The sequence below is a fragment of the Orbaceae bacterium lpD04 genome (genome assembly GCA_036251935.1).
In the GTDB taxonomy this organism is placed as follows: Bacteria; Pseudomonadota; Gammaproteobacteria; order Enterobacterales; family Orbaceae; genus Orbus; species Orbus wheelerorum.
The window spans coordinates 1,317,118-1,343,659 of record CP133967.1 but is presented as its reverse complement, the minus strand read 5'-3'; the positions used below and the strand labels follow the sequence as shown (position 1 = coordinate 1,343,659).

Annotated in this window: 22 protein-coding genes and 1 CRISPR repeat array; of the genes, 5 read left to right on the top strand and 17 right to left on the bottom strand. The window is 34.8% G+C overall.

Annotation, left to right across the window (positions count from 1 at the left end; translation table 11 throughout):
* Positions 1–62 precede the first annotated feature (62 nt).
* Together RHO14_06155 and RHO14_06150 are read right to left on the bottom strand one after the other, a co-directional pair.
* Positions 63–2,096 (bottom strand): prolyl oligopeptidase family serine peptidase, encoded by a 2,034-nt coding sequence (locus RHO14_06155; protein ID WVD72383.1) that lies wholly within the window; start codon positions 2,094–2,096, stop codon positions 63–65.
* A gap of 318 nt (positions 2,097–2,414) precedes the next feature.
* Positions 2,415–2,927 carry a DUF1440 domain-containing protein gene (locus RHO14_06150; protein WVD72382.1) on the bottom strand — a complete coding sequence of 171 codons (513 nt, stop codon included), beginning with the start codon at positions 2,925–2,927 and terminating at the stop codon, positions 2,415–2,417.
* A 368-nt stretch (positions 2,928–3,295) separates the two neighbouring features.
* Between RHO14_06150 and RHO14_06145 the strand changes: the two genes are divergently transcribed.
* Positions 3,296–4,252: a polysaccharide pyruvyl transferase family protein gene (locus RHO14_06145; GenBank protein ID WVD72381.1), complete on the top strand. Its 957-nt coding sequence runs from the start codon at positions 3,296–3,298 to the stop codon at positions 4,250–4,252.
* A gap of 44 nt (positions 4,253–4,296) precedes the next feature.
* Here RHO14_06145 and RHO14_06140 read toward each other — a convergent pair whose 3' ends face one another.
* From RHO14_06140 to cas13a, 5 genes are all read right to left on the bottom strand, one after another.
* The gene (locus RHO14_06140) at positions 4,297–4,761 is read right to left on the bottom strand and encodes a hypothetical protein (GenBank protein ID WVD72380.1); all 465 of its coding nucleotides are present in this window, start codon (positions 4,759–4,761) and stop codon (positions 4,297–4,299) included.
* A 394-nt stretch (positions 4,762–5,155) separates the two neighbouring features.
* A complete protein-coding gene (locus RHO14_06135) occupies positions 5,156–5,455 on the bottom strand; it encodes a winged helix-turn-helix transcriptional regulator (protein ID WVD72379.1) in 300 nt (99 codons plus the stop codon).
* A 141-nt stretch (positions 5,456–5,596) separates the two neighbouring features.
* Positions 5,597–5,903: direct repeats of the CRISPR family, unit length 36 nt; unit sequence GTTTCAGTCCCCTTCAATATTGGGGTAGTTTGAATC.
* A 44-nt stretch (positions 5,904–5,947) separates the two neighbouring features.
* Positions 5,948–6,274 (bottom strand): CRISPR-associated endonuclease Cas2, encoded by a 327-nt coding sequence (gene cas2 / locus RHO14_06130; GenBank protein WVD72378.1) that lies wholly within the window; start codon positions 6,272–6,274, stop codon positions 5,948–5,950.
* Positions 6,261–7,181 carry a type II CRISPR-associated endonuclease Cas1 gene (gene cas1, locus RHO14_06125; protein ID WVD72377.1) on the bottom strand — a complete coding sequence of 307 codons (921 nt, stop codon included), beginning with the start codon at positions 7,179–7,181 and terminating at the stop codon, positions 6,261–6,263. The genes cas2 and cas1 overlap by 14 nt, the downstream gene beginning before the upstream one ends.
* Before the next feature lie 23 nt (positions 7,182–7,204).
* Positions 7,205–10,927, bottom strand: coding sequence for a type VI-A CRISPR-associated RNA-guided ribonuclease Cas13a (gene cas13a, locus RHO14_06120; protein ID WVD72376.1), 3,723 nt, complete (start codon positions 10,925–10,927; stop codon positions 7,205–7,207).
* A 323-nt stretch (positions 10,928–11,250) separates the two neighbouring features.
* On the opposite strand from cas13a, the gene mutS reads away from it, so the two are divergent.
* Positions 11,251–13,809, top strand: coding sequence for a DNA mismatch repair protein MutS (gene mutS, locus RHO14_06115; GenBank protein WVD72375.1), 2,559 nt, complete (start codon positions 11,251–11,253; stop codon positions 13,807–13,809).
* A gap of 83 nt (positions 13,810–13,892) precedes the next feature.
* Here mutS and RHO14_06110 read toward each other — a convergent pair whose 3' ends face one another.
* The 7 genes from RHO14_06110 to RHO14_06080 all read right to left on the bottom strand — a co-directional run bounded on the left by RHO14_06110 (position 13,893) and on the right by RHO14_06080 (position 20,301).
* Positions 13,893–14,378 (bottom strand): hypothetical protein, encoded by a 486-nt coding sequence (locus RHO14_06110; GenBank protein ID WVD72374.1) that lies wholly within the window; start codon positions 14,376–14,378, stop codon positions 13,893–13,895.
* Between the two features lie 9 nt (positions 14,379–14,387).
* Positions 14,388–14,969: a hypothetical protein gene (locus RHO14_06105; GenBank protein ID WVD72373.1), complete on the bottom strand. Its 582-nt coding sequence runs from the start codon at positions 14,967–14,969 to the stop codon at positions 14,388–14,390.
* A 222-nt stretch (positions 14,970–15,191) separates the two neighbouring features.
* Positions 15,192–16,160: a 23S rRNA (adenine(1618)-N(6))-methyltransferase RlmF gene (gene rlmF / locus RHO14_06100; GenBank protein ID WVD72372.1), complete on the bottom strand. Its 969-nt coding sequence runs from the start codon at positions 16,158–16,160 to the stop codon at positions 15,192–15,194.
* Between the two features lie 130 nt (positions 16,161–16,290).
* The gene (locus RHO14_06095) at positions 16,291–17,499 is read right to left on the bottom strand and encodes an aldose 1-epimerase family protein (protein WVD72371.1); all 1,209 of its coding nucleotides are present in this window, start codon (positions 17,497–17,499) and stop codon (positions 16,291–16,293) included.
* A 207-nt stretch (positions 17,500–17,706) separates the two neighbouring features.
* The gene (locus RHO14_06090; protein ID WVD72370.1) at positions 17,707–18,345 is read right to left on the bottom strand and encodes a peptidoglycan DD-metalloendopeptidase family protein; all 639 of its coding nucleotides are present in this window, start codon (positions 18,343–18,345) and stop codon (positions 17,707–17,709) included.
* A 74-nt stretch (positions 18,346–18,419) separates the two neighbouring features.
* A complete protein-coding gene (gene gpmA, locus RHO14_06085) occupies positions 18,420–19,172 on the bottom strand; it encodes a 2,3-diphosphoglycerate-dependent phosphoglycerate mutase (GenBank protein WVD72369.1) in 753 nt (250 codons plus the stop codon).
* 79 nt (positions 19,173–19,251) lie between these two features.
* Positions 19,252–20,301, bottom strand: coding sequence for a peptidoglycan DD-metalloendopeptidase family protein (locus RHO14_06080; GenBank protein ID WVD72368.1), 1,050 nt, complete (start codon positions 20,299–20,301; stop codon positions 19,252–19,254).
* A gap of 261 nt (positions 20,302–20,562) precedes the next feature.
* On the opposite strand from RHO14_06080, the gene rsmI reads away from it, so the two are divergent.
* Positions 20,563–21,423, top strand: a complete 861-nt coding sequence (gene rsmI / locus RHO14_06075) for a 16S rRNA (cytidine(1402)-2'-O)-methyltransferase (GenBank protein ID WVD72367.1) — start codon at positions 20,563–20,565, stop codon at positions 21,421–21,423.
* A 78-nt stretch (positions 21,424–21,501) separates the two neighbouring features.
* Here the strand turns inward: rsmI and RHO14_06070 are convergent, their stop codons facing one another.
* Complete coding sequence (locus RHO14_06070) at positions 21,502–21,906, bottom strand: protein YgfX (GenBank protein ID WVD72366.1); 405 nt, start codon at positions 21,904–21,906, stop codon at positions 21,502–21,504.
* Positions 21,907–22,256: 350 nt separating this feature from the next.
* Here RHO14_06070 and ygfZ point away from each other — a divergent pair, with 350 nt between their 5' ends.
* Both ygfZ and RHO14_06060 read left to right on the top strand, forming a co-directional pair.
* The gene (ygfZ, locus tag RHO14_06065; protein ID WVD72365.1) at positions 22,257–23,186 is read left to right on the top strand and encodes a tRNA-modifying protein YgfZ; all 930 of its coding nucleotides are present in this window, start codon (positions 22,257–22,259) and stop codon (positions 23,184–23,186) included.
* 168 nt (positions 23,187–23,354) lie between these two features.
* Entirely contained in the window at positions 23,355–24,062 is a 708-nt protein-coding gene (locus tag RHO14_06060; protein ID WVD72364.1) for a DUF1796 family putative cysteine peptidase, read from the top strand.
* Between the two features lie 55 nt (positions 24,063–24,117).
* Here RHO14_06060 and RHO14_06055 read toward each other — a convergent pair whose 3' ends face one another.
* Entirely contained in the window at positions 24,118–24,987 is an 870-nt protein-coding gene (locus tag RHO14_06055; protein WVD72363.1) for a YjjW family glycine radical enzyme activase, read from the bottom strand.
* Complete coding sequence (locus RHO14_06050) at positions 24,962–26,506, bottom strand: YjjI family glycine radical enzyme (GenBank protein WVD72362.1); 1,545 nt, start codon at positions 26,504–26,506, stop codon at positions 24,962–24,964. The genes RHO14_06055 and RHO14_06050 overlap by 26 nt, the downstream gene beginning before the upstream one ends.
* Positions 26,507–26,542: the final 36 nt, after the last annotated feature.

Genomic DNA, 26,542 nt, shown 5'->3' with positions numbered 1-26,542 from the left:
GCCACCTTTTCAATCACAATATATTAAATCACGATAGTTTAAATATTCTAATTGTGAAACTATTATTGATTAGTGGTCGTATTTAAAATAAAAAAATTGAGAGTATTAAAAAAGTTATTTAAATTGTGCCCTTCATCTCTATCCGCTATCACAAGTGTCATTTTTTCTGTTTTAATATTTATTTCTTTAATGCGAGCTGCAAATTTAGCAGTTTGCCATGGCGATACTTTTTCATCTTTTAGACCAACAGCAAGAATGATCGAAGGGTATTTCACCCCATCTTGTAAATTAAGATAAGCATCAATTTTTAATAAATCTTTTGGTTGATTTAATGGCGAACCAAATTTTTTAAAATTTGCAAATCCAATCGGTATTTTATCTAAACGGCTCATATTAAGCATTCCAACATCGATCGCTGCCGCCGCGAACAAATCAGGGCGCTCAGTTATCGCCATACCAATCACAATACCACCGGCACTACGACCACTAATCACAAGTTTTGAGGAATTGGTATAGTTATTATCGATTAAGTATTGGGCACACTTGATAAAATCGATAATTGAGTTTTCTTTATTTGCCCCCTTCCCTCCTTCATGCCATGCGGGGCCAAGCTCGCCACCACCTCTAACATGTGCTATGGCGATGATACCGCCTCTTTCTAGCCAAATTAAACGATAAGGATCAAAATAGGCAAACTGACTGTCACCATATGCCCCATAGGTTGTTAGCCAAGTAGGTGAATTGCCATTTAATTTAATACCCTTTTGATGAATAATGGTTAATGGTACATGCACACCATCTTTTGACGTGACCCATTTTTGTTCAGATTCATATTTTGAAAATGAATAAACGTTAGAATTTATAATATTTGAATCTTTGATTATTTGACTATCTGGATCATAAATAAATATTTTAGGTGGTTTTATCCAACTTTGTAGTGTAAATAAAATATCTTTTCGATCTGCGCTTGAAAATAGTGCTGTAACTTCACTATCTATTGGTATAGTGATGTTTTTAATATTATGAATATCAGAAAAAGGGATATGTACAAATTTATGAGCGCCTGATTCATGGTAGGCGATATAAAGTGCATCGTTGCTAATATCAAATTGAGTGAGTTCACCACACTTCCATTCAAAAATTTTTTCTTCTAAATCTACTACTGTACCAAGTTTAAGACGTGAAACAGTATATCCAGAAAATTCATTATATCGAGCTAAGTATAACCAGTTATCTTTAACAATATATTGAGATACATTTTGACTAGCGTCAATAATTTTTACCCAGCGAGGTGCGCTTTTACTAACCGCATCATAACTCGATAAATATAGGTCGCTACTGTAGCCTGTTACCCAAGGTGATACCGCAACGACAAGCCAATTGGAACTTAAAGTGAAAGATAACGTTTTAGTGGTATCAAAATTAGTACTGGGTATATTTTCTTCGCCAAAAATTAATAAATCGTCGCCAATACTTTTCCCCAAATGATGAAAATATATTTCATTATTTAACTTTAATGTATCTGTTTTACTTTGTGTTTGTTTGGTATAAAAAAATGATACGTTATCCCTTGCCCACCCAACACTAGGATAACGTAACTGAGGGATAATATCGTGTAATGCCTCACCATTTTGTAGGTTAATTATTTTAATTGACGAAATCCCTGACTCGTTATCTGAAATGCCATAAGCGAGATACTTGCCATCACTTGAGGGGGAAAAGAAATCCACACCGTATCCAACGGGTGGATCAATGAGTAATGTTTCGTCTCCAGCCTGATTTTTGACAAACACACGATTATAAGAAAATTCCGGCGTCTGCATAAAATAGAAACAATTATCGCGGACATAAGTGATCCCCCAAATTATAGGCTGCAAATTGGACAATGAACTTACTCTTTTTTCAATCGATGATTTAAACGGTAGCGTATCTAGAATTTTTTCCGACCGTTCAGACTCAGATAAAAGCCAATTGGTAGTTAATGTCTGATCTGTTTCCATCCAGCGATATTTATCGACCACATCTTTTTCACTCAATTTAACGAAACAACCCAATAAAATAACAAAAATGATCGCTAAAAACGTGCAGATAATCATTATTAGTTTTTTTTTATTAAAATAAATCAAATTATCAATCACCTCGCCTGTTATAGAAAATTTGTTATTAATAATTTTAACGACCAACTAAGTCTAATAAGCCTATATGTTATACCCCATAATCATAGAAAAAATATCATGTGAAAAAAAATTAGTACAGCATTTAAACTGCAGTCGATTAATTATACTTTATCGAATTAACCTCGTTGAAAAGTTTATATTAGTAAAAAAACCGACATAATTTAACAATTAAGTCGGTTTTTCGATAATTACAGCTAAGATAAATCGGTTACAATATTTATGGTGTATCGTTACATTTTAGCTATTTTTAAAATACCGATACCTTAAATCAAGCCTGATAGCCTCGATCGACCAAATCCAAAATGCCGTACCGACAAATTCTGATATCAGTGCCTGAGGGCCCGCTATCCATAACCAACCAGATAAACCGAGTAAAGGCACAACTAAACCATGAGCAAATATAGAAACCCCAATACCAAACACAATCCCATGTAACATTTTTGCTTTTGGAAAAAATTCAGATGATACGCAGTAAATTATCGCGATAACAATTGAAAATAAAATATGAACGCCATTACCGCCCCAATTGATAGAAATGCCTAACCAATCATAATTCATAGTTGATACATCAAAGCCGAGCTTATCAAGTAAAACAACCGGAGGCGGCAGCGTTTCAACTGTCCGCGGCGGAATCAGTGTTTCAAACCCTGATTTAACTAATGCTGAAAATATTCCGGCAATTATTCCAATATAAACCATCGCGCTTACATGGCGATATTTTTTATCTGACATTTCAAATAAATTAATCATTTAACCCACCTTTCATGTTTATTTTCGACACTTTAGTGTACCCCCATAAATACTTATTTTAAACGTTAAAAATCATAAAATTCAAAATTTTCATGTTTATAAAATTGAAAAACCGCTAAAAAGCGTTATCAAATCATTCATCTGAAGGGGTTAAGATAAATGCTATAAATTATTTGATAGTAACTTTAATAATATTTGTAAAATTAAAATAAATAGCGTAACCATTGAAAGCAGGCAATTTTACGTATTAATTGCGAATCACACTGCTATAAAATTAACCATAAAGGTCAAAATATACGCATTGAATAGTTTATATGCTAAAATGATAAAACGCTAAACATCTGATATTTAATAAAATAGGTAAGTTAATGAAGATAATCTATTACAAAGATCCTATTGGAAATTTTGGTGATGATTTAAATGAATGGATTTGGAATGATATTGCACCTTTCCTGCATGGACAAAAAAGTGAGTATTCTTTACTTGGGATCGGATCTATTTTAGATATCAATATGATTAAAAATGAAAAAGTCATCGTTTTTAGTAGCGGCATTGGATATGGCCCCCCGCCCACGAGTGAAAATATAAAAATACAATGTGTGAGAGGAAAATTGACCGCAAAAGTGTTAGGTATTGACGAGTCATTAGCTATCGCAGATGGTGCGATTTTACTTAACTTACATCCGAAATTCACTCCAATTCCTAAAGACGAAAGGCATGGCATTATTTTTATTCCTCACCATAACACGATGGAACATCAAGCGTTATATGAAGTATGCAACAATGCCGGCATTGAACTGGTAAATCCATGTCAAAATGCTAAAGACGTTATAAATAAAATTCGTAATGCAAAATTAGTCATTGCAGAAGCTATGCATGCAGCAATAATCGCTGATGCAATGCGCGTTAACTGGGTTCCAGTTGTGTTAAATCACGATATAAATACCTTTAAATGGCTTGACTGGTTATCAACGTTTGATATGCCTTATAATCCTATTTATATCGGATTACCGAGTTTAAAAAGCTTCAAACGTAGTAAATTTTTAATTAAGCATAATATGGGGATGTTTAAACCAAACTATCATAAAATGAATGAAATTGAGCTGCTTTCTTCAAGCAAAAAGACGAGCCATTTTCATCTAACAAAAATATTATTAAAAATTCAGCAACTATTTATAACGAAAAAAGATAACAATAAACATAAAAAAACAATATCAAATTTACTTATTCAAGCGTCTCAATCGCAAGGATATTTAAGTGGTGACGATGTTTTTAATAAAAATCTTAATTTATTAAAAAATAAACTCAATGAATTAAATCATTAAGTCATATTTAATCGAATTAATGTCTTTTTATTTACTCAAAAAAATTATTTTTTAGTTAAACTATAATCAACTAAATATGATCCAAGTGCATTACTTTGAACTTTAACTAAAGCTTGTAATTTATATTCAGGCTGTTTTTCGCTACTAAAACAGAGGAAAAAATTTTTATTTGTAAACTTATCCTTTATTTTAATCCCAGCTTTACAATGTCCACCAGAACGCCCACTAGATGGGCCGGGTGTCGTAATTTCGCAATGGGTATAGTAGGTGTGAGTCTCTTTTGGGAAAAAATAAATATAAAAATCTATTGAACCTAAAAATATAAAAAAACAGACACAGCCAATACCCAAAAACCTTTCTATATATTGCTTCATACCATTATGAGTTGATTTTTCAATCATTAGCTCAATAAAAGAAGAAATTAAAAACGCAATTAATAATGAAAATAGTAAAGCAGCAATCCAAGCCCAATCAGGTAATAATGTAACCACTCGCCGAAAAATAAACATACAAAACAAAAGATATAAAAATAATACCCCAGTAAGGCTAAGCACCATAATAGTCTTAATGCGCCTTTTCGGTTATGGTTAGCTAACACATCTTGTTGCCAATTTTTTAATACAACCATTGATTAATTATTTACCTAATAACATCAAGTAAAATGGAACTCAAATATTAATGCCATATTAATTTTATTACTACTACATAAGTCAAACAAAACGAGTACTCTATTTAGCCTTATGCCATAAAAAGCCTAAACCAAAATTAACCTATCAATCTCGATTTATGAAGGAAGGAGCAATTTCATCTAATTCGGTGGTTGGGATATTTTTTATATTAAAAACATATATCACGATAACTTTTGAACGAGGTTTTTATTTTAGCAGATAGGCCATACTCTATTTAAATAACTTGCCAATAATAGGCTTTAGCCTTGCTACCTAAACGTTTTAATATTCCAGCCTGTTGTAGCAGCTTAAGGTTTCGTTCAACTGTTCGTGTACTTACATCTAATTGAACGGATAACTGAGCGATGGTTGCTGACGAATTATCTCGTAATATTGCCAATATCTTTTTCGCAGTTTGATTGGGCTTAATAGCACTGTTTTTTTTCCGACATATTACCGACATTTTTCCGTCATTCTTCTGATTTAAATTGTCGGTAATACTCGCTTTTAAACTATCATCAATAACACGTAACATAAAATCGGTAAAATCGGTACAATCACTCGCCTTATCAGCATCTCTAAGTGCTTGATAATAAATATCTTGATTTTCACAGATTACCGTTTCAACTGGTAGCCATGTTAATTCACGACTCTATTTACTTAATAGCAACGTCTGGTTTCAGTCCCCTTCAATATTGGGGTAGTTTGAATCTCTAGATTAAAAAGATGGAATGGTCGTAAACGTTTCAGTCCCCTTCAATATTGGGGTAGTTTGAATCTAAAAATCATTGCGGTTTTGTTTTTACGAGATGTTTCAGTCCCCTTCAATATTGGGGTAGTTTGAATCATCAAAGCTTCATATACAGAAAGTGTTAATTGGTTTCAGTCCCCTTCAATATTGGGGTAGTTTGAATCAATTTAGTGTGTCTTATGTGTGGGGAAATTGGGTTTCAGTCCCCTTCAATATTGGGGTAGTTTGAATCCCATAAATTATTACTAATAGATGATAAAGTCAAGCTAATTAGTATTATATTGCTAAAACCGAATTGTTTGTCTTGATAAGTTTTTCGCCCCATGTATCGTCCCCGATTACTAATTCTATAGCTAAAAATTGTTGGTACGTTAAAGTTAATGCCCTTATGTGACCTAAATCCGTTACGAGTTCTTTTATTTTATTAATATATTTTTGGTTAGCTTGCTTTTCAGATAACGGTTTAATATAAATTGAATTTTGTAGTAAATAAAATCCTGATTTTTGCAAAAAACTATTAAATTTCCGATAAGTTTGCTGTTCTTTTTTTTGATTAACCGGGACATCGTACATAATCATCAACACAAAATTAGTCTGTCCCATACTCAACATTACTCCAAATTATTGGTGATATTATATCACATTCACTCCCCATAAATCTAACAAAATCATTAAGATAATGATCTATTGCATTTTTTAAACTAACCATTTTTTGTTGCCATAACACCGGATGATGCAAAATGCTAAGTAACTGCTGCCGGTGGTTTCGAGTAAACTGTTGTTGATTATCTAGCATCATTTTTTTCACCGTTTGATCAACGAGTGGCCTCAATATTTCGATTAAATCATCGGCTAAATTAAAACGATTACGTACACTATGATGCCAAATACCTAACGTTGGATGTAAACCTCGACCAGTAATAGCAAGCAAAATAACACTACGTACAATACTATAACCATAATTAAGTGCAGCATTAATGCCATCTAACTCAAATCGTTTAAATTCATCACCAAATAGTGCATTAAAATAAAGTCGAGCACTAATCGATTCAATAGTATTAATTTGCTCTGCCACTAAATTAACTTGGTCTAATTTTTGCCGATACTCAGTGATTTTATTGATTGCCAGATGATGCGGCGAAAAAAGGCGTAAAACCATTAACTGATTGTCTAATTTATAACGGATTATGGTCAACCATGCTAAATATTGTTTTTCTATTGGCCAATTGATTTGTTCAGTAATTTGTTTCCTTAATTCACTATGAGTATAAAAATCTAAACAATATATCGCCGGTTGATGTTTATGATCACAGACTAATAATGGGATCTTTGATTCAACGCATAATAACATCGCAGGTATCGTAATTTGACAATAGATATTTTCAATCACTATTGCTAATATATCATCACAGTGTATGGTGTTCTCTTGATCATTAGAATCTTTGATAAGTAAACAACTATTATTAACGGATAACTGTTTTGCATTCTCAAGATAAAGTATATGTTGCATTTATCGCCAATCCCTTATTATTTTTATTTAAGTATGAGTAATGCCTTGACCATATCAATATAATTTGCATGAACTTGATCAGTCTCAATCGTGGTTTTTATTGTTTTTCCATTACTATTCTTACCATTATCAAAAATTCCGCCAGCAAGATGCTTAATTTTTTTAGACTTAATACTTTTCACCTTAAATATATGATTATATTCATGTAATGGTTTAAAACATAGAGTCATACCATGGCGATCAAATAGATCAATAAACGATTTCGCAACCGCATTTTTAAGTTTTCGGTCATAGCTTAAAAGTTGGCGAACATCGGCGATTAAATCAAGGACCGATTTTTTCCCCTCAAATTGGTCTAAATAATTAAAATGGGCAATATAGTTACGAATATTTATCACATCAATGTTATTACAAAAAAAATAGCGCTGATAAAACGCTCGTTTAATCTGTAGTTTTTTAAACATACCATCATTGTTTAATTCAACCGGATCTTCATCACTAAGAGAAGATATTTTCTTTAACTCTTCGCAGCCATTTTTGCTCTCTTTTTGATCAATTAAATACCAGAAATTAACCCATGCAGTTAAACGATAGGGATCATCTTGTCGATAATTGGATGAAGCGTGATCTAAAAATTGAAAATCACGTTCTATTAGATTAATAAACCCCGCTAGCCTAGCCAAAATATCAATTAATAAGTTGTGTATTTGGCGAATATAAACAAAGTGTAATTTATTATCGAGCCAGTTATATTGCTCCAGTTTATGACATAATTGCTGATAATATTGCCCATTAGTCAACTTGTTCAAATCGGTCGAAAACTGACAAGGAGAATTAAGCCAACCTTTCGTTTTTTTCTTATCCGTTTTGTTTTGATAAAAATCGACTTTACATGTAGATTGTGCCCACTGAAGATGTAATTGTTGTCGATGCTGACTCAATTTTGCCGGGTTATCAGGGTGTCCTTCTTTTATAACCCTTTCCCAATCATCAATATCTTTACCACTGATTTTAAATTTGGTTTGCTGCTCAAGTAATTTGCTTAAAATTCTATAAGTGGCATATTTTTTAGTTTGTTCAATCGCACCATGAATAATCGGTGTTTGCCCATCTGACTGGACAAAAAGATCTACTTTATTTTTAAGCTTATCTTCTTTTAGTAAGGTAAATGGCTGCAACTGGTTAAAATAATCAGGTTTTGTTTTATAAATGTTGAGATAGTTGGCAGGTGTAATATCGCTGGTAAGTAATACTAAACTTATAATTTGCTGAAAGACTGAGATATCCTTATCTAACTGAGTTTGAATATTTTGCTGAGCCTGTTGCCATTTACTGAATTGATTATGCAATTGATTTAAATAATTAGCATCAAGCATTTTACAAAATAACCAAAATGCAAGCTGACTATTACTATCAGGCTTAATTTGGCTACTAACATTTACATTCTTACTTAACTTTTCGACTTGTTGATGTTGCCAATTGGCATCTGGCTGGTTAGCTATTTGGTCATATTGCCACAACGGGTGGTGAATAAAGTCTAAGTCTTTTCGTGCTGTTAAAAAATCATCGAATCCCTTTACAAAAAGTTGCCAAATAAACTGCTGATAATGTCCGGTTTGATCCGCCTCTAGCTTACCAACATCACGTTTTTTATTTTCCTCGTTAATTAACTGTGCTTGTACGTTTCGTAAATAATCTTGCGGAGTCTGCTCAGTTTTATATGGAGAAATTTCACTAAACGCTTGTTTATGTTGATCAGCTTTTTTAGGTTTATCTACTGCACGCTTTTTGTTAGCGGCAAGAACGGCATTTACGGCCTGTAAAAAATCATTTCTATTGTCTAAAAAGGATTCAATAAACTGTTGTTCATAAATAATGGCGAGTAAATTATATTGCGCTTGGTACGCATTGTCAGTAATAACACTTTTATCTTTTAATACATAGTTCTTTTCAAAATAGTGGCTTAAATTTAAGTAATCAGTACTTTCCTGTTGGTAGGTTAAACCCCATTTAAATACTTTTTTAAAGCCCGGTATAAAAGCCAATGGTTTAGGGCTTAAGTTAATCTGTTTTAATTGTGTTGCAACCTCGTCAATATTATAAAAATCAATAATACCCGTTGTTCTTATTTTTTCGGCAAAAACGATATTTAAACGGTCTAAATCTTGATGAAATAGTGACAATAATAATGCTTGTTGTGTATAATCAACTGGCTCTTCTTTTGATAACTTTTTATTTTCTTCATTAAACTTAAAGGGCGTAAATTTTTCTGTTTGAAACAGCTCGGCTAAACCATGGTGATTAAAGTGAATAACATTATTACGTACCGCATAAATAGCACAACGAATTGTATTAATAGCTGATAGATATTGCTGATCGCTTTTAAGTTTTTTAATCAATTCATCATGATCGTCTTTTACCTTTTGCGTATCAAAATCAAAAGATTGGCTAAATAAAAATTGTGCTAAACGGTGAATGCCTGAATTTTTTAGCGCAGGATCGTTCAATACCACCTTACCAAAGGTATACACAAATGCTTTTTCTGTAAGAAGGTCATTTTTAACAGAGGAATCAATAATGTTGCGTAAGTTACTTGCAGCAAAACCACAAGCATTAGTAAATTGTAATGTAAAAGCTTCTTGTATTTTTATGCGTTGTAAGTCTTGGCTAGTGATTTGTTCACCGAGTTGGTAACTAAGGTACTTACCTTGTTGCAATAAATATTGCATTGTTGCATTTTTAAGTTGCTTTTCGATGGTGGTTTTAACCGTTTGTTCATTTAAATAATACTCAATATCTGCCACGGTTAAACGGCGAGCCGATTTTTTAAGTGGAAAATAGCGCTCTAAATATTTGGTTAGTTCTAAGCTGTATTGTTGTAGCAATTCGTTTTCAAACTTTCCTGCTTGATATTGTTTTGTCTGCTGATCTTTTAGCATTTTTTTTAATGATCGTTTAAATTCGAAGAAATCTTTTGGATAACCAACTACTTTATCCTTAGCTTTAAGTGCTTTATTATCCACATCTTGTTGGGTATATTTGGTGGTATCAGAAAAACAACCCCGCCATTGCGATATTACGGGGGTAAATTCCTCAAATAATCCGTCAAAACTCATTTGACTATTTACCATTTGCTCGGCTAATTTATCTAATACCTGTTGTCGTTTAGATTTTTCATCAATTGATCGTGATGCTTTAATTTTATTATTAATGATCGATTTTGTGAGGAATAATTGTTTATTTTCAATAAACCAATCAGCCCATTTTTTATAAGATTCGATGTGATTTTTATTTTGTTGTAATGTTGAGTAAAGATCATCTAATAAGTTAAATGACTTACTTTGTTTATTGTACAATAACGATTCATCATTAATAAATTTATGGGCTAGATACTCTTTCAATTGTTCTTTACTTAGAGATTTTAAAGCCGTCAGATCTAAATCATTGGTTTTCTTTGGAGTTGGATTAAGTGTATATTCAAACAACTGTTTTAATTTTATCAGGTTTTGCTGTTTTTGTTTACAACTAGCTTTTTCTTGCGGTGTGGTCCCGCTACATTTAAAGACATCATTTTTAACTAAGGTTTTACCAATAAGACTCATCATAAAGTTTTTTTGTTTTTTAACCAGCAAGGTGCTTATCTGCCGTTGTTTTTTTTCTTGTGAGCCATGAATTAAATATCCTTCATTACTATTACGCTGCATCAATACTATTTGATTGTCCAATTTTACTTTAGTAATTTTCATTTATACTCTCTTATAATAATTTTTGAGGGAATCTTTACGTTAAAATTAAAATGATAACTTCTATAAAAATTCAGTAATTTTCATCTTGGCATAACTGGTACAATTTTATGATACCAAAAAACACTAACCGGAGTCATGTTAAGATTAATAGTAACGCTAAAGCAAGTTAAATACTGAGTTAATAAAATATTCTTACTTTTACCTTGCTAATATTACTCCCCTATTTTTATCAGCATCAGTCACTTTCCCCACATATCATGTATAATGATACAATTGTAAAATTATTTAAGTTAACATATTTAAAAATATAAAAAGAGTTAACCATGACAGAAAACCAAACGCTATCTCACCACACACCAATGATGCAGCAGTATTTGAAGCTAAAAGCTGAAAATCCCGATATTTTATTATTTTATCGAATGGGTGATTTTTATGAGCTATTTTATGATGATGCCAAAAAAGCATCGCAGCTGTTAGATATTTCGCTAACCAAGCGAGGCGCATCAGCGGGTGAGCCGATCCCAATGGCAGGCGTTCCTTATCATGCGGTTGAAGGTTATCTGGCTAAATTAATTTCACTTGGTGAATCGGTGGCAATTTGTGAGCAAATTGGCGATCCGGCAACCAGTAAAGGTCCGCTTGAGCGTAAAGTGGTGCGCATTGTTACGCCAGGTACCGTTAGTGATGAGCGATTACTTGAAGATCGTAAAGACAATTTATTAGCCGCCATTTGGCAAGAGCCAAGCGGCTATGGCTATGCAACGTTAGATATTAGTTCTGGCCGTTTTCATGTCTTTGAGTGCGATAATAAAGAAACCATGCAAGCAGAGCTACAACGCACCAGCCCAGTTGAAATACTCTATCCTGAAGATTTTAAATCGATGGCTTTGATTGAAAATCGCCATGGCCTGCGCCGCAGGCCACTTTGGGAGTTTGATCTAAATACTGCCAAGCAGCAACTTAATATGCAATTTGGCACCAAAGATTTAATTGGCTTTGGCGTTGAGCAATCAATTAAAGCACTAAAAGCTGCCGGCTGCTTACTACAATATGTTAAAGATACCCAAAAAACGTCGCTACCGCATATTCGCTCAATCATCAAAGAATGCCATGATAAATTTATTATTTTAGATGCCGCAACGCGCCGTAATTTAGAAATAACCGAAAACTTATCGGGCACAACAGAAAATACCGTAGCATCAATCCTTGATCGCACACAAACAGCAATGGGTAGCCGCATGTTAAAGCGCTGGTTACATGCACCAATTCGTGATCTGATGATGTTAAACCAACGGCAAACCTCAATTTGTGAGCTACAAAATCATTATCACGATATTCAGCCACTATTAAAACAAATTGGCGATATTGAGCGCATTTTAGCAAGGCTTGCCCTGCGCTCAGCAAGGCCAAGAGACTTTGCCAGATTGCGTGACTCTTATAATATATTGCCCGTATTACAACAAAGCCTTAAGCATATCGAAAACCCCTATTTAATCGCCCTTGCGTCGCATATCAATAGTTTTGATGATATTGCAGCGCTACTAAATGAATCAATTATTGAGGCGCCGCCGGTATTAATTCGTGATGGTGGCGTGATTGCGCCAGGCTATAATGCTGAGCTTGATGAACTTAGGGCACTTTCTGCTGGCGCAACAAGCTACCTTGATCAGTTAGAAATTAGGGAGCGGCAAACATTAGGTATTGATACCTTAAAAATAGGCTTTAATGCCGTACATGGCTATTATATTCAAATCAGTCGTGGTCAAAGTCATTTAGCGCCAATCCATTATACGCGCAGGCAAACCCTAAAAAATGCCGAACGCTATATTATTCCTGAATTAAAAGAGTATGAAGATAAAGTTTTAACCTCAAAAGGTAAAGCATTAGCACTTGAAAAATCACTGTATGATGAACTTTTTGACCGATTATTACCGCATCTTGATAGCATGCTAAAAAGTGCTGAATCATTGGCTGAGCTTGATGTACTTGCAACATTAGCTGAGCGCAGCGAAACCTTAAATTATTGTTGCCCTAAGTTGATTGCTGAAAAAGGGATCCATATTGAAAATGGCCGTCACCTAGTGGTTGAAAACGTCTTATCAGAGCCATTTATTGCCAACTCACTCAATTTGTCGCCGCAGCGCCGTATGTTAATTATTACAGGCCCAAATATGGGCGGTAAAAGTACCTATATGCGGCAAACAGCGTTAATTGTGCTACTTGCTTATATGGGCAGTTTCGTGCCGGCAACGCAAGCCTCAATTGGCCCAATTGATCGCATATTTACCCGCATTGGCGCGTCCGATGATTTAGCATCAGGGCGCTCAACTTTTATGGTTGAAATGACTGAAACGGCCAACATTATGCATAATGCAACGGAGCATAGCCTAGTACTCATGGATGAAATTGGTCGAGGTACATCAACATACGATGGTTTATCACTCGCTTGGGCTTGTGTTGAGTCGCTTGCAAATCAAACCAAAGCAATGACACTTTTTGCAACCCACTATTTTGAATTAACCCAGCTTCCTGAAAGTATTGCTGGCGTACATAACGTACATTTTGATGCAATTGAACATGACAATACAATTGCCTTTATGCACACCGTTGCCGATGGCGCAGCCAGTAAAAGTTTTGGGATCGCCGTCGCAGGGCTTGCTGGTGTACCAAACAGCATTTTAAAGCGTGCTAAGCAAAAGCTTAAAGAGTTAGAGGCGTTATCGAAAAACTCATCACATAGTCATGTTGATAGCTCACAACTTAATTTTATCACTGAGCCTGAAGTATCAGAGGTTGAAATGGCACTACGCACTATCGACCCTGATTCATTAACGCCTAAACAAGCACTTGAAGCCTTATATAAATTAAAAAATTTGCTGTAATTAACGTCAAGATAGTTGGCTTAAGCAATTAAAAAAGGCACGCTAGGTGCCTTTTTAATTATCAAAGAGCCATAATATTTTAATTATTTAACGCAAGATGCCACTTGCCTAGCAGCAACTTCCGTATCGCTATCTTTCTCTGATATATTCATTCGGCAATAATTACCCGCCTTTTCATAATGAATTAAATAGTTCTTATTTTTTTCTGGTGTAAAGGCTTTCTCAAGCGGCCCACACGAAGAACCATCGCCATAAGTTGTGCCTGTAATCGTTATCTCCTTATCGCTTTCAACTGAGATTGATAAATTGGTCATCGGTTTATCAAATAAGAAAATACTATTTTCATATAATAAGAAACCAATTTCATCCGTATTTTTACACAATCGCTGCTCTGCCGGCGCATCACTATTTATCCAAAATTTAGTGTAATAGCCATAATCAGAAGAAAAGGTCAAAGTAGGATCAGCTGATTGAGCAGAATGTTCATACATTTTACCCGAATAAACACTACCACATCCCGTCAAGCTAATCATTAAAAAAGCAAGACTAATCATTACTAATTTTTTCATTTACATCCCTTAATTTGATATTTCTTTTTTCCAATCGTTAATTTCGGATATGATTTTTTCAGCATTATCGGCTGTTAATGCGTAATATTTAGTTTTCGCAAAAAAATCACAATTTTTACCTGAATAAACCAATAGTGGGGTTTTATTATCTTTATCGATAGTAAAAGATAAGTTCACTGTTTTTTTACTATCAATTTTTAACTGTATATTCTGAGCCATTGTTTCATTAGGATTTTGTTTACTCCAATCAATAAACTGATTGAGTAATATAATGTCAGAATCTATTGAATCTTTATAAAACCTAACCCCAGTAAAACAGTCTTCGCTATTACTCGATTCGCTCACGGCAAAGCCGATATACTCTTGCTTCTTACTTAACAACATAAAGTAGTTACGAAATGGGGGTTGTATCACTTGTTCTTTTTCATCAAAATATGCAAACTTCGCTTTACTCGTACTTACTTTATAATCATCGCCTATAATTGTTTTTCCTAAATCGATTGCATCAGGAAGAACGTTAGCCACAATGTTAGCTGCCATACATCCACATAAAGAACATGCAAAGGCAATTAACAATATTATTTTTTTCACTTATGATTCCTTTTCAAAATTTTATTAATCGTTAAGATCCAATTAGTTAAAATTGGCCGCTAATCTTAAAAGATTCAAATAAAGGTGTATATGAAGGAATGTGATTTTTAAAGATATTTAACTGATTTTTAATGAATAATTTCGATTTATAAATACTTTTTGCAGATGTGAATAATTAAAAAGGCACACAAGGTGCCTTTTAACGTAGATTTACTATCGCGTTTAAACCATACGATGATTGATTAAAAATTGATGTCTATCCGATTTTTTAATGAATGACCAAGCAATCATTCGGCTTATTTTTTGCCCCTGCGCCATCGTTATAATTTTAACGTCAGCTGCGCCAATATTATTTAATCGCTTAGTTAAAATAGTTAATGTCTCTTTCTTGGCAACGAGTGAAGTAAACCATAAACATTGATTTTGATAATCATAGCTTTCCATAATCATCTTACTAATAAATTCACGCTCGCCACCTTTACACCAAAGCTCATTATCTTGGCCCGAAAAGTTACGAACAGTGGCTGTTTGTAATTGCGATGACTTAGCCAAGTTTTTTATTTTTAGAGCATTATTTGCATCAGCTTCTTGCATCGATGCATAAAATGGCGGATTGCAAAGGCTTAACGCATAATACTCATTTGGCTTAATAATATTTTTAAAAATAGCCTCACTATCATGTTGTGATCGGCACTGTAATGCGTCTTTTAAACTTGGATTACTTTGCGCAATTAGCGTTGCCAGCTTAATTGCAGTAACATCGATATCACTTCCCACAAATGACCAACCATATTCACCATGGCCAACAATAGGATAAATCGCATTCGCACCAATACCAATATCAAGTACTCGGATCCGTTTACTTTGTGGAATGTTGCCTTGATTATCATCCGCCAATAAGTCAGCTAAATAGTGAATATAATCAACGCGTCCTGGCACTGGCGGGCACAAATACCCTTCAGGCAGATCCCAATAGATTAACTTATAAAAATGTAATAACAGCGCTTTATTTAGTGTTTTAACGGCAATAGGATCGGCAAAATCGACGGCTAAATTACCATATTGATTTTCAAAAACAAATGAAGCCAGCTCAGGTGAGGTTTGGGCTAGTTGTAAAAAATCATAACCAGTACGATGCCGATTACGGCTATGAAGCTGCGTTTTTACTGACTTAGTTGGTGCTTTATCCATGACATCCTAATACGCGAGACATAAAACGAGTCGGTATTATAGAGATTTTTGGCTGTAAAGCCAAAAAACATCATCAAAAATAAAATAATGGCGCATTATGCGCCATCTTAATCATTAACAGCATTAGTATTTATTCATATGCCATTGGCTCTTCAATCACGGTTGTTAGCTGCTCCCCTTGGATAGTTTTAATTTGGTTTTTATAATCATCTACCGCTTTTTTACCGGCAAGTAAGCGATATGTTAGTGTAAACTCGGCACTTTGCCCCGGCGCTAGCTTACGAACGCGTTGTTGCTCTCTTTCAATAGTAACTGGGTAGGCAAAACTGGTACCTGGTTCAAGGCCAGTTACATAACCTTGTTTTAAAGTATCGGTATTTTTCCATAATGATAAAACCGGTAGCTGATCAAGATTAAACTCAATGCCGGCACCTTTATCGCCTGTTTTATTTGCAACCATAACTTTAGTTTGATTTTTATCATCGCCATAAGGATAAATATTAAATACCATTTCATCGAATCCTTTGGTCGGCCCTAAATAGGTTTGCCATGTTTTTAGGCCTTCTTTAGCATAATCATTAAATGGTGAGATTTCTTTAACGGGTGCAATAAACTGAGCATCTTGCTCTAAAATTGGCATGCCAAAATTACTGTGATAAATAATTTGATAATCACGCTCATAATCGCCTTGGTTTGTAACAACGTCATGAACCGTAAACGATCTAGCGCCTGGCACATAACTTAACGATGCCCACGTTTCTAGATTGCTTTTTTTAAAGGTTTTTTCCTTAATTAATCCTTTAACGGTAATGGTGTATGGCGCAGTATCTTTCACATCAACGATTAATTTAGATACCGGCGTATTCCCGGCATTACCATGTAAAGTATACATCATGCCGTCAGCCTCAACTGCGTGCCCGGTCCATTCAAAACCGCACCGCACCATCATTTCATTAAACCCTTCAAGCCAGCCAATGCCGCCACGGCTTTCTAAATTAATATTCGCTGGATTCACCACTTCATTAACCGGTGAATCCCAGCCCATTCTAACCCCATCACCTTCAACCGACAAAATGCCCATGCCGCGAGTTGGGCTGAGTTTAATAACAAATCCGCCACTAGTAATAGTAATAACTTCACTGCCGGCTTGTTTCCCCCCTGTTAAGACTGCATTTTGAACCGTAAAAGCTGGAGCCTTAACACTGGTATCTTTATTTGATATTGACCAATTACCCGTTGAAATCCCCTGCTCATTATCAATTAGCACAAACTCTTTGGCAAATGCGTTACTTGAGGCAAAACTTAATATCATGGCTAACGAAATAATTTTTACTTTCATACTCTTATTCTCCGCAAAGTTAGGTATTTTTAATCCACACTGAATCGTTTCAGCCAATATGACATATAGCGCAAGAGATAAGCAAATATAAAACAATAATAATGAGAAGTGATTCACACTTTATTTTTAGTAACAGTATAATCAAAAATAACTAAAAGATAATATGGTGCAGCGCTAGCTGTAAATAGCACAGTTTATGAATAAATATCACTGTTTTGGTAAGTAGTTTAATGGATCAACTGATTTTGCTCGATAACGAACCTCAAAATGTAGGCGACTTGAACTTGCCCCGATATCCCCCATGGTTGCAATTTGTTGCCCAGCATAAAGAGTTTGCCCCTCTTTAACGAATATTGTTTGATTATGACCATAAGCCGTTAAATAATCATCGTCATGTTTGATAATAATTAAATTACCATAACCGGGTAAAGCATTACCGGCATAAACAACTTTGCCATCGGCTGCAGCAACAATTTTATCACCTAATGAGCCCGCAATATCAATTCCTCTATTTTTATTAGAGAACATTTCAATAATATTACCTTGTGCTGGCCACTGCCATTTGATATTAACCGCAGCAATTGATGAATTTGCATCATCTTTACTTGCTTCATTTTTTAAAGGCGCCGATATTGGCGCTGTTTGTCGGGTATTATTTGTTTGGTCAAGCACTTGAACTAAAGTGAGTGGATGGTGAGCGACCCCATAAAAATACTCAATGATGCCTTTTGATTGCTGAAAAATCGAATCAGCATTCGACTGAAAAATGGTACTATGCCAAACGTTATTGTCTTTGCAAGAAAATAATAAACAGCTTAAGCAACATGCTATAACGGCTCTATTCATGACATTATTTCCTCAAAATAAATAACCCAACCAAAAGTTGGGTTATGCTGTCGTAAGATAAACTAACGATAAAACTATTTTGCTTTACCTTGATTGGCAACCGCCGCTTCTTTGGCCGCAATTGCAGCTGCGTCACCTAAGTAATAGTGTTTAATCACTTTCATATTATCATCAAATTCATAAACCAATGGCACGCCGGTTGGAATATTTAAATCGATGATCTCATCATCACTCATATCATCTAAATACTTAACTAGCGCACGTAATGAGTTACCATGCGCGGCGATAATAACGCGTTCACCACTGGCAATTCGAGGGGCGATAGTTGTTTGCCAGTACGGTAATACGCGCTCAATAGTTAACGCTAAGCTTTCAGTTAATGGTAACTCTTTATCATTCAATCCTTTATAACGGCTATCATGACCTGGGTAGCGTTCATCTGATTTTTCAAGCGCTGGTGGCGTAATTGCAAAGCCGCGACGCCATAATTTAACTTGCTCATCACCATATTTTGCTGCTGTTTCAGCTTTATTTAAACCTTGCAGCGCACCGTAATGACGTTCATTCAAACGCCAGCTTTTTTCATCAGGTACCCAAGGCTGATCAACGCCATCTAAAACATGCCATAAGGTATGAATTGCGCGGGTTAGTACCGACGTGTAAGCGTAATCAAATTGAAAACCTTCTGCTTTTAGTAATTTTCCAGCTTCTTTCGCTTCTTGATGTCCTTTTTCTGAAAGATCAACATCAGTCCAACCACAAAAACGGTTTTCTTTATTCCACTCACTTTCACCGTGTCTGATTAAAACTAATTTTTTTACTGCCATGGATAGCTCCTTTATTAATTAATTTTTAAAATACTGCAAACACGCTCACGCTTCATTTAGCTTATTTTTATCGTTTTATTTACTGTTTAGGCAAATACTTTAATGGATCAACTGATTTGGCTTGGTAACGGATTTCAAAATGTAAGCGCACTGAATTTGTTCCAGTATTGCCCATTGTTGCAATTTGTTGACCGGCTTTAACATCTTGCTGCTCTTTAACTAAAATGCTCTGGTTATGGGCATAAGCAGTTAAGTAATCATCATTATGTTTAATAATAATTAAATTACCATAACCCGGTAAAGCATTACCCGCATAAACAACTTTACCATCGGCTGAGGCTGTAATTTTATCACCTAATGAACCTGAAATATCAATCCCTTTGGTGGCATTAGAAAATGTCTCGATTAATTTACCTTTAACTGGCCATTGCCATGTAATATTGGCAACTTTTGCTGATGGCCCGTTTGAAATTGCAGCCGCTGCGCCTGTTGCAGTTGTTGTCGTAACCGTGGTTGTCGGCCGCGCCTGATTTGACGTTGTCGTTGTTGTCGTGGTTGTTTTCGTTTCGGCAGGTTTTGTTGTGCCAGCCTTAGTTGTGGTTTGCTTTGTTACCACAACCGTTGTGCCACCACTGACATCAATTACTTGATTAACATTTAACTCATACGGCGCTTTAATATTATTTTTAGCCGCTAATGAACGAAAATCATTACCTGTTATCCAAGCAATATAAAATAGCGTATCACCGCGTTTAACGGTATAAGTATCACCTTTATAGCCACCTTTGGGGATATCCTCATAATTACGATTGTAAGTCATTAGCTCCTGAGTTGTGGTAACCACATTGCCATCTGACTGCACCGTTGAAGAATAACTTTTATTTGCAGGAGCGCTGCTAATTTGGCGAGCGGTCGTAATATTGGCTGGCGGCGCACTATAAGTAGAAGGCGAAGATCGATCAATAACAGCTGCCGATGATGCATTAGTCGATGAATACGATGGTTCAGATAAATTTTCAATTTTTGCTGGATTTGTTTGCGAACATGCTGAAATGGCAATAGCAAGTGAACTTATTGAAAAAACTTTAACCAGTTTACTATTTATTTTTAAATTATCTAATGTTATCAAAGCGACACTCCCAAACATATTTTTTCATGAATCAATAAGATAATGAAATTACCTCATTAATAAATCAATTGTCTTAAACTAGCATTATTATACACCAGTTACATGAACTATCATGATAATACTTACTCTTAATTAAGCATAGTGAATATTTAATTAATTTTATTGAAATATTGTATATAATAATCGCCCCAAATAACTTATTTTTTGTGCTATTTACTCTCAATTGTGACAGTAAATAAATTGGCCAAATGACGACATATTATGACATCATCTATTATTATTGAACCTTCAACACTTTATATCGTTGCCACGCCCATTGGCAATTTAGGTGATATCACATTACGTGCCATCGATACATTAAAGCAAGTTGACCTTATCGCAGCAGAAGATACGCGCCATAGCGGATTATTATTACAACACCTTGGCATACACGCAAAACTGTATCCCCTGCATGATCATAATGAGCAGCAAAAAGCACAACAGTTAGTTGAAAAACTAAAATCAGGTGCATCAATTGCCTTAGTGTCTGATGCGGGTACGCCTTTGATTAACGACCCTGGTTACCATTTGGTTAAAGCCTGCCGAAAAGAACGCATTAAAGTTGTGCCAATACCAGGTGCCTGCGCGGCAATTACCGCCTTGTGCGCAAGCGGTTTACCCACTGACCGATTTTGTTATGAAGGTTTTTTACCGGCCAAAAGTAAAGCGAGAATCGATTATTTAACCAAGTTATTGCAAGAGCCGCGCACGGTGGTTTTTTATGAATCAACGCACCGTATTATCGATAGCCTAAACGATATGCTTGACGTTTTTGGTGAAGATAAATCAATCGTCTTAGCTAAAGAGCTAACTAAATCGTGGGAAACGATTATTGAGCTGCCCATAAGCCAACTAATTATTTGGTTAAAAGAAGATCCAAACCGCCAAAAAGGTGAATTTGTTTTGATTCTTGAAGGCTATCATAAAACGAATGATGAAGAACTCGATCCCGCTGCGATAAAATTACTCAATCGATTACAGCAAGAATTACCGTTAAAAAAAGCGGCAGCAATTGTTGCAGAAGTTTATGGACTTAAAAAGAATCAACTTTACCAACTTGGCCTAGATACCAAAAGTACATGAGGTTAAACAAGCTATATTTTTCGTTATTTTTTTGTTGTAACACCTAATTATAGTGTAAATTATGACAATAACGTCAATTTAAAGGGTAATAAATTGACGTAAATAATAGTTTAAACTTCGCCAATCTTGACGTGAAAAGCTATCATTCATTAGCCATAATATGCGCCATTCGCCATTTCGTTTTGAGATAATATTGATAACAACTGCACAACGAAAAAACAGTGGCCTTTTAACTATCAACCAACGCTGACGAGCAAAATATAACTCATTAATATCATAAAATATCGCCAACTCCCGGCGAATGGTTTTGCAAAAGCAACATCCCCGCCACCATTCAAATGTTAACAGTAGCGCACAAGTAGTGCTTAAAAAATCTAAATAGGTATCGGCTAATGCAATCATTAACGCCACAACAAATAAACCATAAAAAATCGTAATGATAAGGTATTGTTTGGTTGAATTAATTAACTCGGTTCGCCACATGTTGTTACCAATATAATGTAAGTTATTAACTAAAGCTTATCAGTCAGTTTAGCTGATTTTTTTGTTTAAAAAACCATTAAATTAAGATCAAGCTTTGTTTTTCTGCATCGGCGTAGCCTGCTAATTTTGCAAAATAAGTCATCATTAAAGCCCGTTTATTAATTATTGAATGGCGCATAAATCATAGAATAAATAACCAAATCAATGAAATAAAGTCTAACCTCATTATTCGTAATCATTTCGCGTGCCCTATCACAAAATGCACCTCATTATTACAATCGAAATCACGATCGTCTTAATTCCTGATGACTTGTATGTTATATTACACAAAAATATTAAAGGGTCATTTTATGTTACATACATCACAATCATTACCGTTAAGTAAAATATTATTAAATGACTGGCAACTTGTTAAAGTATCGGGCTTAGATAATAGTAAGTTTTTACAAGGTCAACTAACTGCAGATATGACTAAGTTAACAAATAACCAATCTTTATTTGCCGCGCAGTGCGATCCTAAGGGTAAAGTTTGGAGCAATATGCTGCTATTTAAACGCGGTGATGATATTTACTATATTTTGCGTAAAAGCGTTGTTGAGGCTCAGCTAAAAGAACTTAAAAAGTATGCAATATTTTCAAAAGTGACCCTCAATATCGAGACCAATTTACAGATGGTGGCAATTGCCGGTAGCGCGGATCAATTAGCGAAAATTAGCACTTTGTTTGATGATCAGCAAAACTGTGTTGAAGTAAATAATATCAGCTATTTAAAAATTGATTTTCCATCGGTTCGTTATATTGTTATTGCTAGTGAAAACGAAATTACTAATTTATCATTAATCACCGAATGCAAAATACTACCTAGTGAACAGTGGGCATTATTAGATTTAGAAGCCAATTACCCAATAATTGATAGCCCTGTTAGTAATGAGTTTTTACCTCAAGCTTTCAATCTACAAAATTTTGCCGCAATTAGTTTTGACAAAGGCTGTTATTGTGGTCAAGAAATGGTTGCAAGAGCGCAGTATCGCGGCATTAATAAACGCGCATTATATCTATTAGTTGGTCAAAGTGAGCAGCTTCCTAATGCTGGCGATACATTAGAGCAGCAAATCGATAGCAACTGGCGCGAAACAGGCTGTATCACGGCAGCATTACGACTTGATGATAATACGATTTGGATACAAGCGGTTTTAAATAACGACCTTACTTGCGACGCAGTATTTAGAGTTAAAAATAATCCCGCTAGTCAGTTATCTTTAACCAACGCCTCAAATTAACCTATTAATCACAAATACCCGATTACTGACATAATGCTGTCAGTGATCGGACATAGACATTCGGATTAAAATAGTCGTATTTAAAATGGGATTGATTTTGTTGTTTATGTGAATTATTTATGTGACACTAACTTGGTATTAAGCATTATAAAAAATTAGGTTATAAAGATGAATTTTAGTAACTGGATAAAAAATAAATTTAGAAAAAAACATTCTGCATTTGATTCAACAATACCTTTTAATAGATTTGAAAGCCTTGGTTATAATTGTGAATTTGGTTTTGTATTGAGAAAAAATAATAATGAGATATCTTCTTTTTTCAGATGGACTTTTATTCATGACTATAAAGACCTTTGTAATATAATTTCGAATGAATTTAAAGATGTTTTTTTATATGAAAATTTGTCGCCTAGCATACAATCACGCACATCCGTCACTGATAATTTGTATAATATTAGATTTCATTCAGTTATACATAATCACTTAGTTAATGAAAAAGCAGAATACTTGGATGAAAATGAATTAGTAAAAGAAAAATACGATCAAGAATTCCAAAAATTTATGTATTTAAAAAATAATTTCCTGCACAATCTTCATAATAAAAAAATGGTTTATGTAATAAAAAGTATTTATTCAAATGAAATGCCGGAGATAATAAAATTATCTGAAATTATTAGGAAAAAATCTAAAAATAAATGCCAGGTTTTGTGCGTTACAATTATCGACAATAAAAAAGATCTGTTTAAAATAAAAAAAGTAGCGAAATCTCTATATATCGGATATATAGATAAATTCTCTCCTCAAAGTCAAGCCGATGATTGTAATTACGATGGCTGGAAAAAATTACTTAAAAATGCAGAGATAATCATTAAATAAATCCAATATAAGTCATCAAATGTAAATCGTAAACTACCTCTAAAATATAGCCAACTTATACTAAATAAACTGATGGCAACGTTATCTGATTGAGTCCTTGTTTTTGTAATTCACTGGCAAAGCGCTCAACATCTTGTTGCGTTGCGCTTTGCCAATGTTTTGCTAGCCCAACGACGCCGTGTGCGTGAAAAGCATTAATGCGAATATTTGGCTTATCTGGCAATGAATTTAGAAATTCAGCAATTTCAGCGACTTTATTGTGTAAATCACTTTGCTGTGGAATTAATAGCAAACGCACTTCATGTAGCTGGTTGATACTTGCTAAATAACGAATTGAATCTTTAACTCGCTGATTATCTCGGCCTGTTAAATATTTATGTAGCGCAGTATCCCACGCTTTAAGATCAATCATTGCACCGTCCATCACCGACGCCACTTTTTGCCAGCCCTGCACTGCCAAATAACCATTACTGTCAATTAAGCACGTTAACTGATTCAAATCTGGCGCATTTTTTATTTGTGTGAATAATTGTTGAATAAATGGCAGTTGTAGCGTGGACTCACCACCACTTAATGTGATGCCAGTTAAAAAAGGCAGGTATTTCCTAATTACGCTTAAGATATCATCAACACTATAACGATAGGTCATCGGCGTTGATTGATTTTCGCAGGTTTTAATACAGATATCACACTGTTGACACAAATTTGCTTGCCAAACTGTTTTACCATTCTCGAAAGATAAGGCTGAATGTGGGCAATTGTGTACACATTCACCACAGTTTTGACATAAGCTTATGGTATAAGGGTTATGGCAATTTAAGCAGTTAAAATTGCACCCTTGCAAAAAAATAACTAACCGATTACCCGGCCCATCAACACATGAAAAAGGTAAAATTTTATTAATAATTGCCCATGTTTTGCTCATGGCTAATCACTCTAGGTTGCCGATGTAAAAAGCCGCTGCGATCTTCAGCGGCTTCATGACCAAGTACAGTGGTATTAGTTCGAGAGCCCTGCGCTTTAAAGTTAGCAATATCAGACAACCTAACCATGTAACCGGTGACTCGAAGTAGATCGCTGCCAGTTACATTTGCGGTAAACTCACGCATACCTAATTTAAATGCCGCTAAACAAATTTTTAATAGTGCGGTTTGATTATTTTTGATGGTTTCATCAATAGTCAAGATATCGCTGATCCCCGAACGGTAATATTTATGGTGCGCAAATACCGACATAATATGGTTAACCGGATCTGGCTCCTCACCATAAGGAATTCTTACACCAGGTGTTAAGCCATGATCAGAACTAATGCCCGATTGAGCATGCAGCATGGCTTTATTATGCCAGCCATAAGTTACGTTATGTTGCGCAACAAAATCAGCAAGTTGCTCAGTGATTTTTAAGGCAAGTATTTGCGCTTGTTCATCTTGGCCATAACGGCCAGCTAAATTTGCTTTTTCTTGCAAAATATTGACCGCTTCAGCCATAGCAAAAATACCAAACATTGGTGCAAATCGATCTGGCTTAATTAAATTTTCATGAACGAGAAAACTATTAGTAAAGAAATGAGACTTTTCATATAAAAATTTTGAACGAGCCTCAATAAGTTTTAACTGCAATTGACAATAATGCGGCAATGTATTGGTTAAAAAATCATGACTGTCTTTACTACGCAGCGCAACTTCTTTTAAATTGATGCGCGATAGCGTACTGCCACCACCTGCAATCGGTAATGAGTTATAACAGCTTACTACGCCAAATCCAGTTTCATCAAAATCGTTAGCAATAAGGTTATAGTTGGCAATATGCGGTTTACCTGTTTGACAAATACTGCCTATTGCTAAAGCAAGCAGTGATTCTGGCGTTAAGTTATCATCATAAAAAAAGGTAAGATTTGGGGCAACTTGTTTAAGCTCTTGATCAATACGTAACAGTAATCGACAAATAATGTTATCCGCAGGGCCAATGTTGGCATGCATAAAAGCATCGGGTAAATTGCGATCGAGCATAATCCAAAATCGCTTTAATCGTTGATATAAATCGTTTTCTGAAAGATTGCCGATATAAGGCAATAACAGTGTATCAAGGCAGCCCAAGTAGACAGGCATGCCAGTAACGGAAGGAACATGATGATAAATAATCGTTAACATATTTAATGCATCATCAAAATCTTGTGCTGGTTCTAATTCTAGCCACGTTGAACCTTGTTGTAAAAAGAGGCTATAATCAGGTAATACATAGCGCGGTTTATAAGGTGCATGCCCTTCATACATATCACAAATCACCCTTTCACTTAAAGCCTGCTCGGTTTGATTATCGAGTTCAACATAAGGTAAATGATTTTCGGCAAGTAGTGCTAAGTTATTGGTTTTTTGTTTAGCTGATAAATTGCTATCAGTAACAATGCGATAGCACTGCTGCTGGAAAGTTGTCATATTTACCATATTATTTCCTCATGAAATAGGATAAGCCCGTAAATA

Excerpts from the sequence above, each read along its gene's own strand:
- RHO14_06155 (WVD72383.1), bottom strand. The coding sequence starts at position 2,096 with ATGATTATCTGCACGTTTTTAGCGATCATTTTTGTTATTTTATTGGGT.
- RHO14_06150 (WVD72382.1), bottom strand. The coding sequence starts at position 2,927 with ATGATTAATTTATTTGAAATGTCAGATAAAAAATATCGCCATGTAAGC.
- RHO14_06145 (WVD72381.1), top strand. The coding sequence starts at position 3,296 with ATGAAGATAATCTATTACAAAGATCCTATTGGAAATTTTGGTGATGAT.
- RHO14_06140 (WVD72380.1), bottom strand. The coding sequence starts at position 4,761 with ATGTTTATTTTTCGGCGAGTGGTTACATTATTACCTGATTGGGCTTGG.
- RHO14_06135 (WVD72379.1), bottom strand. The coding sequence starts at position 5,455 with ATGTTACGTGTTATTGATGATAGTTTAAAAGCGAGTATTACCGACAAT.
- cas2 (WVD72378.1), bottom strand. The coding sequence starts at position 6,274 with ATGGGACAGACTAATTTTGTGTTGATGATTATGTACGATGTCCCGGTT.
- cas1 (WVD72377.1), bottom strand. The coding sequence starts at position 7,181 with ATGCAACATATACTTTATCTTGAGAATGCAAAACAGTTATCCGTTAAT.
- cas13a (WVD72376.1), bottom strand. The coding sequence starts at position 10,927 with ATGAAAATTACTAAAGTAAAATTGGACAATCAAATAGTATTGATGCAG.
- mutS (WVD72375.1), top strand. The coding sequence starts at position 11,251 with ATGACAGAAAACCAAACGCTATCTCACCACACACCAATGATGCAGCAG.
- RHO14_06110 (WVD72374.1), bottom strand. The coding sequence starts at position 14,378 with ATGAAAAAATTAGTAATGATTAGTCTTGCTTTTTTAATGATTAGCTTG.
- rlmF (WVD72372.1), bottom strand. The coding sequence starts at position 16,160 with ATGGATAAAGCACCAACTAAGTCAGTAAAAACGCAGCTTCATAGCCGT.
- RHO14_06095 (WVD72371.1), bottom strand. The coding sequence starts at position 17,499 with ATGAAAGTAAAAATTATTTCGTTAGCCATGATATTAAGTTTTGCCTCA.
- RHO14_06090 (WVD72370.1), bottom strand. The coding sequence starts at position 18,345 with ATGAATAGAGCCGTTATAGCATGTTGCTTAAGCTGTTTATTATTTTCT.
- gpmA (WVD72369.1), bottom strand. The coding sequence starts at position 19,172 with ATGGCAGTAAAAAAATTAGTTTTAATCAGACACGGTGAAAGTGAGTGG.
- rsmI (WVD72367.1), top strand. The coding sequence starts at position 20,563 with ATGACATCATCTATTATTATTGAACCTTCAACACTTTATATCGTTGCC.
- RHO14_06070 (WVD72366.1), bottom strand. The coding sequence starts at position 21,906 with ATGTGGCGAACCGAGTTAATTAATTCAACCAAACAATACCTTATCATT.
- ygfZ (WVD72365.1), top strand. The coding sequence starts at position 22,257 with ATGTTACATACATCACAATCATTACCGTTAAGTAAAATATTATTAAAT.
- RHO14_06060 (WVD72364.1), top strand. The coding sequence starts at position 23,355 with ATGAATTTTAGTAACTGGATAAAAAATAAATTTAGAAAAAAACATTCT.
- RHO14_06055 (WVD72363.1), bottom strand. The coding sequence starts at position 24,987 with ATGAGCAAAACATGGGCAATTATTAATAAAATTTTACCTTTTTCATGT.
- RHO14_06050 (WVD72362.1), bottom strand. The coding sequence starts at position 26,506 with ATGGTAAATATGACAACTTTCCAGCAGCAGTGCTATCGCATTGTTACT.